This window comes from Actinacidiphila glaucinigra, from assembly GCF_900188405.1.
Taxonomy (GTDB): Bacteria; Actinomycetota; Actinomycetes; order Streptomycetales; family Streptomycetaceae; genus Actinacidiphila; species Actinacidiphila glaucinigra.
Genome location: NZ_FZOF01000004.1, coordinates 69,128 through 82,634, shown reverse-complemented (window position 1 = coordinate 82,634; position 13,507 = coordinate 69,128). Strand labels below are relative to the sequence as shown.

The following is a 13,507-nucleotide window of genomic DNA, read 5'->3' as shown; positions in this document are numbered from 1 at the left end:
CGGCCGGGACCACGGCGCCTGCGCGTCCCCGCGCTACGGGTTGACGTTGATGGTGAAGGCGGGCGTGGTGTTCTTGATGTTCAGGTAGTTGTCGTTCATGGTCAGGTTGTTGAAGGTGACGGAGCCGACCGCCGGACCCTGTCCCGACTCCGGCATCTCGTTGGCCCACAGGCCGAAGCCCGACTTGGCGTCGTAGGCGTCACCACTGCGGTGGGCGCCGGTGATGGACACATTGGTGAGGACCGTGTCCTTGATCGGGTTCTGCGGCTGACCGCCCACGTAGTTCGTCTGGAACATGATCCCGCTGTAGGTCGGGTCCACGATGTCCACGTCGCTGACGCGGATGCCCTGGAAGACCTTCGAGGCGGAGAAGAGCCAGATGCCCGGGAAGGTCTGGCTGCCCCAGAAGTGCCCGCCGCAGCGGACGATGGAGATGTTCTGGAGGTTGGTCGGGTCGGTCCCGAAGCCGTTCATCGGGTAGCCGAAGTCCAGCGAGCTGATCGTGACGCCCGAGTAGACCAGGGTGTCCGCGACGAGGATGTTGCGGAAGGTGTTGGCGTAGCCGCCGTAGACGGCGATGCCCGCGGCGCGCCAGGTCAGCAGGGACGTCAGGTTCTCGTAGAGGTTGTTCTTCTCGTCCGCCCCGCCGGCGTCGATCGCCGAGAAGAGGGCGAAGCTGTCGTCACCCGTGGCACGGGCCTCGATGTTGTCGAGGTGGTTGTCCGTGCTGCCGTTGGTCATGTTGACGCCGTCGGCGAAGGTGTCGCGGATCCGGGAGTTCTTGATGGTGACGTTGTCGGTGTTGGCGCCCCAGTAGAGGCAGACCGTGTGCTCGTTCCAGACGTTGTCGATGGTCATGTCGGCGACGCCTGCGAAGTCGAAGACCTTGCCGGGGCCGTCGATGCGTGAGGTGTAGTTGCCGAAGAAGGAGAAGCCCGAGAAGGACGAGCCGTTGGCGGTGGAGTCGGCGCGGAAGCCCGCGTCGGTGTTGGACTGGCCGGCCGGCGTGTGGAAGCGGGAGTACCAGGGGCCCGCGCCGATGATCTTCACGGACTTGCCGTAGACCTGGAACTTGCTCCCCGTCTCGTAGTCGCCCGGCGGCAGGTAGACGCCCTTCAGGGTGCCCGTGGTGTCCATCCGGGCCTTGTCCAGGGCGTTCTGCACGTCCTGGTGGGTGAACCCGGTCGGCGCGGTGTAGGCCGCGGGGTCGGGGTTGGCGATCGGCGAGACCTGCTCGGTGTTGACGAAGTCGATCGCGTACTGGCTGCCGTTGGCGGCGTCCTTCTGCAGCTTGATCTTCGACCCGGCCGGCACGGTCGTGCCGAGCATCATGTTGGCCTCGTCGTAGATGTGGCGGGGGCTGCCGTCACCCGGGTTGTTGCCGGGGGCGGTCTCGCTGCCGTACAGCCACGCGTACTTGGAGGTGAGGTCGATGGCCTTGAGGAAGCTGCCGTTGACGTAGACGTTCAGGGTGGAGTCGATCCCGCCGCCGCCCGCGGCGTCGGGGATGGAGTAGCGCACGACCAGGGTGTTGGTGCTGGCCCTGGTGGTGAACTCCACCGAGCTGCCGGTGCTGTTCAGCGTGACGGCCTTGCGGCCGGACGCCTCGCCCGCCGGGTCGCCGACGGTGCGGTTGGGGCCGACCAGGGCGGCGCTCCCGCCGAGGACCCCGTCCTCCGCCTCGTACATGTCGTACGGCATGTTGGCGCCGCGCCCGACGAAGAGGGACTGGGTGCTGGTGTTGTTCTGCTGCTTGACCGCCAGTTCGTTCGTGTCGGGCGCGATGACGGTCTTGACGGTGTACTTGCCGTTGGCGGCGGTCCAGGTGCCCAGCGAGACGGGGCTCGTGGTGCTGCCCGCGGCGATGGCGCCGTTGTAGGAGCCGGTCAGCGTCTTGACGACGGAGCCGGAGACGGAGTCGGTGACCGTGACGGTGATGCCGTGGGAGCCGCCCGCGGAGGCGACCGTTCCCTGGTTCCTGATCGCCACCGAGAAGGTGACGGTGTTGCCCTTGGCGGGGTTGCCGGGGGACCAGGCGGTGGGGGAGGCGATGAGGTCGGAGCTGTCGACCGGCCTGACGACCAGCGGGCTCGGGCTGCTGTAGGCGTTGTTGGTGTCGTTCTGCTCGATGACGTCCCCGGCTTCGTCGACCTTGGCGCTCAGCGGGTAGCTGCCCGCGTCGCGTACGCCGATGTTCGCCGTCACCGTGGTGGAGGCACCGGCGGCCAGGGCGCCGACGGCGGCGGTGCCGACCTTGGTGGTGCCCAGGTAGAAGGTGACGTTCGTGGCGCCCGAGGCCAGTTCGCCGATGTTGCGCACGGTCGCGGACAGGCTGACCGAGTCGGTCTCGACCGGCGCGCCGGGGGAGACGGACATGCCGGTGACGGTGAGGTCCGGGTTCGGCGCCGGGGTGCCGATCACCTGGAACTCCGCCAGCTGGCCGGCGGCGGCGCCGCTGTTGGCGGTGAACTGCAGCCGTACGTCGGCGACCCGGGCGCTGACCGGGATGGTCACCGTGTTCGCGGAGGACGGGTTGAAGGTGTAGCCGGCGGCCGCCTTGAGGCTGGTGAAGCCGCTCGCGCCCTGTTCCCGGCCGAGCACCTGGACGGTCTGGGTGCGGGTGCCCCAGGCGCCGTCGGGGTTGAGCTTGAGGACCAGCGAGGTGACGTCGGCGTTCGCCCCGAGGGAGACGGTCAGCGTGTTCGGGTAGCTGCCGCCGGCGCCCTCCCAGTAGGTGGTGACGCTGTTGTCGTTGGCGTTGGCCGCGACGAAGTTCTGCGTGCTGGACGACGCCGTGATCGGCTTGCCCACGGCGAGGTTGGAGCCGGTGCCGCCCGAGCCGTTGCGGGTGACCGTGGCGCTGGCGACGCTCCGGTTGCCCGCCGCGTCCTTGGCCCTCACGTAGTAGGAGACGGTCGCGCTGTCGGGCTGGCTGTCGGTGTAGGTGAGCGTCGTGCCCGACACCGTGGTGCGCAGCACCTCGTTGGCGTATACCTCGTAGCCGGTCACGCCGACGTTGTCGCTGGAGGCGGTCCAGGTCAGCTTGACCTGGCCCGAGGCGGGCTGGGTGAGGGCGAGACCGCCCGGCTGGCTGGGCGCCTGCGTGTCGCCGCCGGAACCCGTCCGGGTGACGGTGCTGCTGTTGCCCGAGACGTTGCCGGCCGCGTCCTTGGCGCGCACGAAGTAGCTGACGGTGGCGCTGTCGGGCTGGTTGTCGGTGAAGGCGAGCGTGCTGCCGGAGAGGCTGGTGCGCAGCTCGCCGTTGGCGTAGACGTCGTAGCCGGTGACGCCGACGTTGTCGGTCGCGGCGTTCCAGGTCAGCCGGATCTGGCCGGAGCCGGGCTCGGTGTAGGCCAGGCCGGTGGGCGCGTTCGGCGCGGTGGTGTCACCGGTGGCCGGGCCGTAGACCTCCAGCTGGGACAGCTGCGCGGCGGCCCATCCGGTGTTGCCGGTGACGTCGACCCGCAGATAGCGGGTGGTCGTGCTGCTCAGGCTGATCGTGACGGTGTTGTTGTCGGCCGGCTTGAAGGCGTAGTCGCGGGACGCCACCAGGTCGCTGAAGGACGAGCCGTTGGTGCTGCCGCGCAGGGACAGCGTCTGCGTCCGGGCCTCCCAGGAGGGCGGCAGCTTCAGCACCACCTTGGTGACCGCGACGGAGGAGCCCAGGTCGGCCTGGATCCACTGCGGGAAGGTGCTGCCGGCGCTCTCCCAGTAGGTGGTCTGGTTGCCGTCGTTGGCGTTGGCGGCCGCATAGGGCGCGTTGGCGCTGCTCGCGGTGAGGGTGCGGCCCTGGGCGAGGTCGTCGGTGGAGGTGGCGGAGCCGTGCACCTCGAGCTCGGAGATCTGGGCGGCGGGCCAGCCGGTGTTGGCGGTGATGTTCAGCCGTACGAACCGGGTGGGGGTGGCCGCGAAGTCGATGGTCACCGTGTTGCCCGAGCCGGGGCCGAAGTTCCGCCCGGCCGAGCCGGAGAGCGTGGAGAAGGTGGTGCCGTCGGGGCTGCCCTGGACCGCGAAGGTCTCGGTCCTGGCTTCCCAGGAGGCGGGGAGCTTGACGACGACCTGGTCGATGCTGGTGCTGCCGCCCAGGTCGACCTGGACCCACTGCGGGAAGGAGCTGCCCGCGCTCTGCCAGTAGGTGTTCTGGTTGCCGTCGGTGATGTTGCCGACCCCGTACTCGGCGTGGGAACTGCTCGCGGTGGCCGGCGCCCCCGCGGCGAGGTTGGGGCCGCCGGCGGCCGCGGCGGGCAGGGCCGACTGGCCGAGCAGCACCAGGCCGGCCGCGATCACCCCCGCCAGCAGCCGTCGGATGAACCGTTTCCTTGGCATGTCGTCCCTGTGCCTCTCGTCAGAGTTGTTGGTGCCATGACACGTCACATGCGGTACGGCTGCCACGCTGCGAAAATTGCGTTGATTGCTTTGGTAATTGCGCGGCCCGAGCCGATAGTTGCAGAGGTGTTTCCAGGCGTCTATGCCCTCGACCGGGCTTTCATCTCAGCTGACATGGGCTTGCGCTGGAGTGTCGTCCAGCCGACAGGGGTGTTGCGGAAGCACCGCAAAAACTTGCGCGTCCTACTCCGCGGTGCGCAGCGCCTGGTACATCGACCAGAGGACGGATACCAGCGGGACCGCCACCACCGCGCCGATCACCCCGGCGGCGATGGCCCCGCCGATGACGGTGAGGGCGACGACCACCGGATGCAGGCGCACCGCCCAGCTCATCACCAGCGGGTGCAGCACATGGCCCTCGATCTGGCCGATGACGACGATCAGGCAGACGACGACCGCGGCGATGATGGGCCCCTTGGCGGCCAGCGCCACCACGGCGGCGACCGCCAGGGCGATGGGCGAGCCGATCAGCGGCACGAACGCGGCGAAGAACTCCAGCAGTGCCAGCGGCAGCGCGAGCGGCACCCTGAGCAGGTACAGCGCCACCCCCACCAGGATCGCGTTGGTCGCCGCCACCAGGACGATCCCGTGGGTGTAGCCGGTGAACGTACGCCATGCCGCACGGCCCGCCAGCGACACCCGGCCGCGGACCCTTCGCGGCAGCTGCCCGCAGAACCAGGACCACTGCCGGTCGCCGGAGTGCAGGAAGAACACCGAGCAGAACAGCGCCAGCGCGAAGACCGTCAGCACCTCGACCAGGCGCCCGGCACCGCTGAGCGCGGTGCTGATCAGGGCCGCCCGGTGACTGGAGAGCCACTGCCCGATCTTCGACTGCAGGTCGGTGAGCGCCTCGGGGTCGAGCCGGAACGGCGGGGCCTCCAGCCAGCGCTCGATCCGGGTCAGTCCCGCGCTGAACTCGCGCTGCAGCCCGCCGGTCTCGCCGGCGACCACCTCGCCGACCAGCGCCAGGATGCCGAACACGACGAGGATGCTGCCGATCAGCGAGACGGCGACGGCCAGCGAGCGCGGGATCGCGCGGGCCAGCAGATCGGTGAGCGGCCGCAGCATGGCGGTGCCGACCAGCCCGAGGAAGACGGCCACCGCGATCTCGTGGAACCGCCCCAGGGTGGCGAACACGGCGTAGACGACGGCCCCCACGACGAGCAGCCGCCAGGAGTAGGCGGCGGCCGTGTTCAGTGCGGGGAACACCCGGACACCGGGCCGCCTCGCGGGCCCGCGCACCTCCCGGCGCCCCGCGCGGATCCGGATCCGCCGTCCTTGGGACACCGTCCCGCACCTCCCCGTCGCGCCACGGCCGCACGCCCGCGTCAAGCGCGCCTGTCCCTGCTTGCTACCACCGGCGGCGAGCGGTCCAACGCGGTGCGCGCCGCATTCGCCCGAAGGCACCCCCCGGCCGGCGGTGGATCTCCGGGGGTCCCGGCTGCTAAATTGGTCTAAACCAGTTTGCGGTCTCTCTCACCAGATCGGCGGTCCCGAAGTGGAAGTCGTCATCGTTCCGGACGCAACCGCGGGCGGCGGACTCATCGCGGGCGCCATCGCGGACCTGCTGCGCCGCAAGCCCGACGCGCTGCTCGGCGTCGCCACCGGATCGACCCCGCTCCCGGTCTACCGGGCCCTCGCCGGACTGGCCGGCGAGGGCCGCACCGACGTGTCCCGCGCCCGGATCTGCCAGCTGGACGAGTACGTCGGCCTGCCCGCCGGGCACCCGGAGTCGTACCGCTCGGTGGTGCTGCGCGAGGTCGTCGAGCCCCTCGGCCTCGCCGAGGAGTCGTTCATGGGACCGGACGGCACCGCCGAGGACATCGTCGAGGCGTGCGCGGCGTACGAGCGGACGCTCGCGGAGGCCGGCGGGGTCGACCTCCAACTGCTCGGCATCGGGACCGACGGCCACATCGGCTTCAACGAGCCGTGCTCCTCGCTGGCCTCGCGGACCCGGATCAAGACGCTGACGGAGCAGACCCGCAAGGACAACGCGCGCTTCTTCGACCGCCCCGAGGACGTGCCGCACCACGTCATCACGCAGGGCATCGGCACCATCCTGGAGGCACGGCACCTCGTGCTGCTCGCCACGGGCGAGGCCAAGGCGGAGGCGGTCGCCCTCGCCGTCGAGGGCCCGCTGGCGGCGGTCGTCCCCGCCTCCGCGCTCCAGATGCACCCGCACGCCACCGTCGTCGTCGACGAGGCGGCCGCGTCCAAGCTGAAGCTGGCCGACTACTTCCGGGCCACCTACGCGGCCAAGCCGGCCTGGCAGGGTCTCTGACCCCGTCGGTTCACGCGCGGGGCGCCGGGACGGGCGGCAGGAACAGCGTCCCGCGCGCCCCGGCGCGTACGGTCCGCAGCGCGACCAGCGCCCACGCCGCCACCAGGCCCGCGTAGAGCACCAGCGCCGCCCCCTGGAAGGCCGTCGAGTGCAGCCGCAGTGCCAGGGCGCTCGTGCCGGTCACACAGGTGCCCAGCGGGAAGGTGAAGCTCCACCAGGTCAGCGTGAACGGCAGACCGTTCCGCGCGGTGCGCACGGTCAGAGCCGCCGCCAGGGCAAGCCACATCATGGCGAAACCCCAGACGGGCACGCCGTAGAGACAGCCGAACACCTCGGCCCCGGTGGCGTAGGGCCGGGGCAGGGCGGTGGGCGCCGCGTGCCCCAGGAGGTTGGCCGCGGTGACGGACTGGCCCAGCGGGCCGAGCACGATCCACAGGGTCGGCACCATGGCCGCCGGCCCCGTCTTGTGGCGCACCAGCCTGCCCCAGATCTGCGGGATGATCACCAGGCTCGCGAGCAGGCTCATCCCGAACATCGCGTAGCACGCCAGCAGAAGCGTCAGCCGGGCCTGCCCGGCGGGCAGGTGCGGGACCAGGGCGGCCCCGGTGGCGGCGGACACCATCGGCGGGACGACCGGCATCAGCCAGCCGCCGAACGCCGAGTCGTCGGAGACCCGGTGGTCCGTCATCGCCCGGTACGGGATCCACACCCAGGTCACCAGCCCCAGCGCGGTCCCGGCCGACCAGAGCACCGCGTCCACGGCCAGCGCCGCCTGCGGCCCGATCCAGTCCGAACCCAGCGCCAGGGTGCCCGCGCCGACGGTCAGCAGCGCCATCGCCGGTGCGCCCCAGAAGTGCGCCATCACCGGATGGCCGGCGTGCGCCCGCGCCCGCTCGCGGTGACGCGTCCAGTGCACTGCCCAGGCCGCGGAGAGCACCACCAGCCACACGGCCGCCAGCGCCCACACGACCGTGGCGGCCGTCCGCAGCCCCGGTACGTGCGCGGGGAGTCCGGCCGCCGCCGTGGCCACGATTCCGGTGCCCATCACGGAGGCGAACCAGTTGGGGCCGAGGTCGCGGAAGAGCCGGGAGCGGTGGTCGGGCTCCGGCGGCCCGGTGCGGGGGTGGGCGCCGGGCGGGGAGGGGACGGCGAGCGTCGAAGGCATGTCCTCAGCGTCGCCCCGGCCGGGTCCCGCCGGTAGGGAGCACTTCCGGATGGGGTCATAGACTGGACTTATGCCCCTGCCCGAGCGTGTGAGCGACCTCGCGGCGTTCGACCTGCTGCTGTCGGTCGCGAGCCTCGGCAGCGTCGGCGCGGCCGCGCGTGCCCACGGCGTCAGCCAGCCCGCCGCCAGCTCGCGCCTCCGGCACCTCGAACGCAGGCTCGGCCTGCACCTGCTGGAACGGTCACCGCGCGGCTCGCGGCTCACCGAGCACGGAGCGCTGGTCGCCGACTGGGCGCGCACCGCCGTCGACGCCGCCGCCTCCCTGGACGCCGGGATCACCTCGCTGCGCGGCACCACCGAGTGCCGGCTGCAGGTGGCGGCCAGCATGACCGTGGCCGAGTACCTGCTGCCGCAGTGGCTGCTGGCCCTGCGGGCAGGCGCGCCGCGCACCACGGTCGCGCTCACCGCGGGCAACTCCGAGGACGTCGCCGCCGCCGTCCTGGCCGGCGAGGCCCACCTCGGCTTCGTCGAGGGCCCGGACGTACCGCGCGGCCTGGTCGCCCAGCCGGTCGCGCACGACGAGCTGACCGTCGTCGTCGCCCCCTCCCACCCCTGGGCGCGCCGCCGCTCCGGCATCGGCGCCGCCGAACTCGCCGCGACACCCCTGGTCAGCCGTGAACGCGGCTCCGGCACCCGCCGTCACCTCGAACACGCCCTCGCCCGGGCGGCAGGGCTCGCGCTCGCCGACCCGCTGCTCGAACTCCCCTCCACCACCGCCATCAAGACCACCGTCGCCGACGGGCTCGCCCCGGCCGTCCTCAGCTCCCTGGCACTCACCGCGGAACTGGCGAGCGGCAGCGTCGTCGCCGTCCCCGTGACCGGACTCGACCTGACGCGGACGCTGCGCGTGGTGCGGGCCCGCGGGCGTGATCTGACGGGGCCGGCGCGGGAACTGGCCGGGATCGCGCGACAGGGCGGGGTCAGCGTCCGCCCGGCGGCGGGAAGCGCAGATTCCGCAGATCAGGGGGAACGGGCGCGGACGGCCGGTACAGCGGGGGGACCTCACCGTCCGCGGCCGCGGCCGGCGCGTCACTGAGCCGGAAGCGGTCGCGCACCCGCCCGTAGAAGTCGGTCGGCCCCAGCCGGACCAGCCGCAGCCGGTGCCGGGCCTTGTACACCCCGACCCAGTCGCCCGGATCGAGGACGCCTCTCAGCTGGCCGTCGATGCTGACCGCGACCCGTCCCGAGCGGGTCAGCACCCGGACCCCCAGGACCTCGTCGGGGGCCGCCACCAAGGTGCGGTCGAAAGCCATGTGCGGCGCGACCGGGGTGAACACGATCGCGTCCATGTGCGGCGAGACCACCGGCCCGCCGGCGGCGAAGCTGTACGCGGTGGAACCCGTCGGCGTGGCCGCCACGACCGCGTCCGCGGAGTAGGACGCGAACAGCCGGCCCGCCAGATACACCGCGAGGCTCGCCTGCCGGTCCCGGGCCAGCTTCTCGAAGACCACGTCGTTCACGGCGTTGACGGCCATCGGCACACCCCAGCCCACCTCCTCCGGGTCGCTGGGCCGTACCCGCGGCGGCGGGAGCGCGGGCCCGCGCCCGTACCGCAGCAGCGACTCGATGCCCTCGGGGATCTCCAGCGGCCGCGACGCCCGCAGCGTCAGCGTCATGCGGTCCTCGACGGTGGCCCGGCCCTCGTGCACGCAGTCGAGCGCCCGCTCCACGTCCTCGGTGCACACCTCGGTGAGGAAGCCGACGCGCCCCAGGTCCACGCCCAGCACGGCCGCCCCGCACGCCGCGGCCACCCGCGCGCCGCGCAGGAAGGTGCCGTCGCCGCCGAGGGTCACGACCAGGTCCGGATAGCCGGCCGCGGCCGCCTCCTCCTCACCGCTGTGCCGGGGGCGGTCCTTGCGCCACACGTCGATCTCCACCGCGGGGACCCCGTGCCGCGCACACCAGCGCTCCACCGCCGCGGCGGCCTCGCTCGCGTCCTCGCGCGCCCCGTGCACGACCAACCCGATCCGGCCCACTGGCATCACGGCCTCCCCGGCGGCGTCCGCTGCGGCGTCATGCCCCCATCGTCCGCCTCCCCGGTGCGCGCGTCGCGTCGGGTGCCGCGCGTCGCCGCTCCCCGCCGCCGTGCGGCGGCGCGCGCGGCGGAGTAGCGTTCGGCTGTTCCACAGGTGCAGGGAGGACGAACGTGGAGACCAAGCCCGCGCCGGGTGTCCTCGCCCAAGTGGCGGACCTGATCGGCCGTACGCCCGTCGGGCAGCGCGGAGCGCTGTGGCGGCTCGGTGCGGACCGCCGCCAGCTCGACGCCAACGTCATCCGCCTTCCGGCGGGCACCGAGGTCCGGCCGCACGTCGAGGCCGACCTGGACGTCCTGCTATACGTCGTGGACGGCGGCGGACACCTCTCCGGCGACGACGGCGGACGCCAGACGACCTTGGCGCCCGGCGCCCTCGCCTGGCTGCCGCGCGGCACCTGCCGCTCGCTGTCCGCGGGCGCCACGGGCCTGACCTACCTCACGGTGCACGCCCGCCGCCCCGGCCTCACCATCGCCGGCCCCGCCCCCGCGCCGGAAGCGGGCGACGCGGCCTGCCTGCTGCACCGCGTCTGCGTGGAGTGCGGCCGCCTGTCCGGCGAGAGCGACGCCCTGTACTGCTCCCGCTGCGGCACCGCACTGCCACCGCGCTGAGCCCGCCCGGCGGGCCCGGCAGGCATGTACGGAGGCCGCCCCCGGTCCGCCGAGCGCGGGCCCCGGCAGCTGGGAGTGCGGCGTCGTGCGGAAACAGGTCGACGCGCCGGCCGTCGGCGCGATCACGCCGCAGTCGTGCTCGGCCCCGCAGCGGGCAGCGGCCGGGCTCCTTCCGAAAGGCGACGCGGTCCGTGGCGACCCGTCCGCACGGCCGTCGCACCGGACGCGGCAACGGGATGGGCGATTCCGGCGGCCAGCCGACCGCATGGCGATCGCGCCGCGGTCGTGCCCGCGCGGCGCCGCGAGCCGCGGGATCCGGCTTCGGGGGGCCGGCCGTCGTGGGGGAAGCGGCTGACGTGGTCGCGCGGTCGCGGCCGTCGCGCCCTCGGGCCTTCCGCCCCCTGGGGCGGAGCCCAGGCGCGGGGCGCGGTACGGCGGGCGCACGGGCCGGAAGCCCACGTGCCGTACCCGGTCAGAAGTCCCCCTGCAGGGGCTGCTCGGTCCAGATCGTCTTGCCCTCGCGCGTGTAGCGGGTGCCCCAGCGCTCGCTGAGCTGGGCCACCAGGAACAGCCCGCGGCCTCCCTCGTCCGTCGTCCGCGCACGCCGCAGGTGCGGGGACGTGCTGCTGGTGTCGGAGACCTCGCAGATGAGGTGGCTGTCGCGGATCAGCCGCAGCGTGATGGGCCCGCCCGCGTAGCGGTACGCGTTGGTGACCAGCTCGCTGACGATCAGTTCGGTCACGAAGGCCGCCTCCTCCAGCCCCCACTCCGCGAGCCTGGACTCCACGAGGGAGCGGGCCTGCCCGGCGGCGGTGGCGTCCGGGGCGAGGTCCCATGTGGCGACCTGCTCCGGCGCGAGGACGCGGGTCCGGGCGACGAGGAGGGCCACGTCGTCGGCGGCCTCGGTGGCGCGGCGCCCCTTGAGGAGGGTGTCCTCGACGGCGCCGCAGGTCTCCTCCAGCGAGCCGGACGGCGCCGTCAGCGCCCCGCACAGCATCGCGATGCTGTCGTCGACGTCGCGGCAGCGGGTGCAGAGGAGGCCGTCGGTGTACAGCGCGAGCGTGCTGCCCTCGGCCAGTTCGATCTCGGCGGTCTCGAAGGGGAGGCCGCCGAGGCCCAGCGGCGGGCCCGGGGGGATGTTGACCAGACTGGCCCGTCCCTCCGGGGTGACGACCACGGGTGGCGGATGGCCGGCCCGGGCGAGCGAGCAGCGCCGGGAGACCGGGTCGTAGACGGCGTACAGGCAGGTCGCGCCGACGACCGGCGGGGCGTTCTCGTCGGTCTCGCGCTGCTCCGAGGCGAGCCGGTCCACGAGGTCGTCGAGGTGGGACAGCACCTCGTCCGGGGTGGGGTCCAGGTGGGCCAGGGTGTGCACGGCGGTACGCAGCCGGCCCATGGTGGCCGCCGCGTGCAGCCCGCGGCCGACGACGTCCCCCACCACCAGCGCGATGCGGAGCCCGGAGAGCGGGATGACGTCGAACCAGTCGCCGCCGACCCCGGTGGCGGTGTTGGCGGGCAGGTAGCGGTGGGCCACCTCGGCGGCCGGGTGCCACGGCACGTTTCCCGGGAGGAGGCTGTGCTGCAGGGTGAGGGCCGCCTGGTGCTGCTGGGTGTAGCGGCGGGCGTTGTCGATGCTGAGGGCCGCGCGGGCGGCGAACTCCTCGGCCAGGGTGAGGTCGTCGGCCTCGAAGGGCTCGCGGCGGCGCGTCCGCCAGAGGCTGATCAGCCCGAGCACGAGCCCGCGGGCGACCAGCGGCACCACCATCAGGGAGTGCGCGCCGACCTCGCGGGCCGCCCTGGCCCGCGCGCGGTCGTCGTCGAGCCAGGCCATGGCCCGGTCCATGTCCGACTCGAAGACCGGGCGGCCCTCGGCCAGCGAACGCGCCTGCGTGGAACCCGGCGGGATGCCGATGGTCCGGCCCACCGGGTACATGATCTGCTCGGTGTCCGGGAAGACCGACTGCACCGCCGCGCGGCAGACCACGGGGAAGGCGTCCTGGGCGGGTTCCTCCCCCTGCGGCACGGCCTCCAGCAGGTCGACCGAGGCGCTGTCGGCCAGCCCCGGCACGGCCACCTCGGCCAGTTCGCGGGCGGTGCGGCCGACGTCCAGCGTGGTGCCGATGCGGGCGCCTGCCTCGCTGAGCAGGGCGAGCCTGCGGCGGGCCCGGAAGCGCTCGGTCACGTCCTCGACGGTCTGGGTCACCCCGAGCACGTGGCCGTAGGTGTCCTCCATGCGGAACGCCGAGACGGCGACGTACAGTTCGCGCTGCGGGTCGCGGCGCAGCCGGCAGGGCTGCTCGGAGAAGATCGAGGACCGGCCGGTCTCGAGGACCCGCCGCAACTGGTCGTCCACGGCTTCGGCGTCCGGCCCGAAGAGGAAGTCCGCCGTGCGCAGGCCCTGGTGCTTCTCCGCCGGGACGCCGCTGAACTTGGTGATCGCCCGGTTCACGCGAAGGAAGGTCAGGTCGGGCGCGAAGACCGCCAGCCCGATGGGGGATCGGCGGAACAGCCCGTCCAGCACCCAGCGGTCGGTCTCCCACTGCACGACCTCCGAGGCGGGCGCCGCGACCACGTACCACTCGCGGCGGTCGTCCTCCCGCGCGACGGCGCGGACCCGGCAGCCCACTTCCACCCGGCGTCCGTCACGGTGCAGCACGGGCACGACGCCGAACCAGCCGCCCTCGCGCAGGCACGCCGCGCTCACGCCGAGGACCAGCTCCAGATCGGCGGGGTGGACGAGGAGTTCGGGGGCCGGCCGGCCCAGCACGTCCCCCGCCCGGTGGCCGAGCAGCGTCTCGGCGCGCGCGCTCCACCCCACCACGGACGCGTCGTCGTCCAGTACCACCGAGGCCGCGCCGTGCACCGAGAACGGGTCCTCCGGTGACTCGCTGAACGTCTTGGCCGGGTTGTCCATCGCTACCACCGTCGCACGTGCGGGAGAACCGGGCGAACTGCGTCACGTGGGGTGGTT

General features: G+C 73.0%; 8 protein-coding genes. 3 read left to right on the top strand and 5 right to left on the bottom strand.

Going from position 1 to position 13,507, the window contains the following annotated elements:
• Positions 1-33: 33 nt before the first annotated feature.
• Both CHF15_RS09340 and CHF15_RS09335 read right to left on the bottom strand, forming a co-directional pair.
• A complete protein-coding gene (locus tag CHF15_RS09340) occupies positions 34-4,326 on the bottom strand; it encodes a discoidin domain-containing protein (protein WP_089223207.1) in 4,293 nt (1,430 codons plus the stop codon).
• 243 nt (positions 4,327-4,569) lie between these two features.
• Complete coding sequence (locus CHF15_RS09335; RefSeq protein WP_245938745.1) at positions 4,570-5,595, bottom strand: AI-2E family transporter; 1,026 nt, start codon at positions 5,593-5,595, stop codon at positions 4,570-4,572.
• 289 nt (positions 5,596-5,884) lie between these two features.
• On the opposite strand from CHF15_RS09335, the gene CHF15_RS09330 reads away from it, so the two are divergent.
• Positions 5,885-6,667, top strand: a complete 783-nt coding sequence (locus CHF15_RS09330; protein WP_089223205.1) for a glucosamine-6-phosphate deaminase — start codon at positions 5,885-5,887, stop codon at positions 6,665-6,667.
• Between the two features lie 10 nt (positions 6,668-6,677).
• Here the strand turns inward: CHF15_RS09330 and CHF15_RS09325 are convergent, their stop codons facing one another.
• The gene (locus CHF15_RS09325; RefSeq protein WP_089223204.1) at positions 6,678-7,832 is read right to left on the bottom strand and encodes a TDT family transporter; all 1,155 of its coding nucleotides are present in this window, start codon (positions 7,830-7,832) and stop codon (positions 6,678-6,680) included.
• A 70-nt stretch (positions 7,833-7,902) separates the two neighbouring features.
• Between CHF15_RS09325 and CHF15_RS09320 the strand changes: the two genes are divergently transcribed.
• Positions 7,903-8,928, top strand: a complete 1,026-nt coding sequence (locus tag CHF15_RS09320) for a LysR family transcriptional regulator (RefSeq protein ID WP_089223203.1) — start codon at positions 7,903-7,905, stop codon at positions 8,926-8,928.
• On the opposite strand, the gene CHF15_RS09315 is transcribed toward CHF15_RS09320, so the two are convergent.
• A complete protein-coding gene (locus CHF15_RS09315) occupies positions 8,813-9,874 on the bottom strand; it encodes an NAD(+)/NADH kinase (RefSeq protein WP_143681542.1) in 1,062 nt (353 codons plus the stop codon). The two genes, CHF15_RS09320 and CHF15_RS09315, sit on opposite strands and share 116 nt — an antisense overlap.
• Positions 9,875-10,038: 164 nt before the next feature.
• Between CHF15_RS09315 and CHF15_RS09310 the strand changes: the two genes are divergently transcribed.
• Positions 10,039-10,536: a cupin domain-containing protein gene (locus CHF15_RS09310; RefSeq protein WP_089223202.1), complete on the top strand. Its 498-nt coding sequence runs from the start codon at positions 10,039-10,041 to the stop codon at positions 10,534-10,536.
• 472 nt (positions 10,537-11,008) lie between these two features.
• Here the strand turns inward: CHF15_RS09310 and CHF15_RS09305 are convergent, their stop codons facing one another.
• Positions 11,009-13,450 carry a SpoIIE family protein phosphatase gene (locus tag CHF15_RS09305; RefSeq protein ID WP_089223201.1) on the bottom strand — a complete coding sequence of 814 codons (2,442 nt, stop codon included), beginning with the start codon at positions 13,448-13,450 and terminating at the stop codon, positions 11,009-11,011.
• Positions 13,451-13,507 lie beyond the last annotated feature (57 nt).

Coding starts and splice junctions, on each gene's coding strand:
- CHF15_RS09320 (WP_089223203.1), top strand. CDS start 7,903: ATGCCCCTGCCCGAGCGTGTGAGCGACCTCGCGGCGTTCGACCTGCTG.
- CHF15_RS09315 (WP_143681542.1), bottom strand. CDS start 9,874: ATGCCAGTGGGCCGGATCGGGTTGGTCGTGCACGGGGCGCGCGAGGAC.
- CHF15_RS09340 (WP_089223207.1), bottom strand. CDS start 4,326: ATGCCAAGGAAACGGTTCATCCGACGGCTGCTGGCGGGGGTGATCGCG.
- CHF15_RS09325 (WP_089223204.1), bottom strand. CDS start 7,832: ATGCCTTCGACGCTCGCCGTCCCCTCCCCGCCCGGCGCCCACCCCCGC.
- CHF15_RS09305 (WP_089223201.1), bottom strand. CDS start 13,450: ATGGACAACCCGGCCAAGACGTTCAGCGAGTCACCGGAGGACCCGTTC.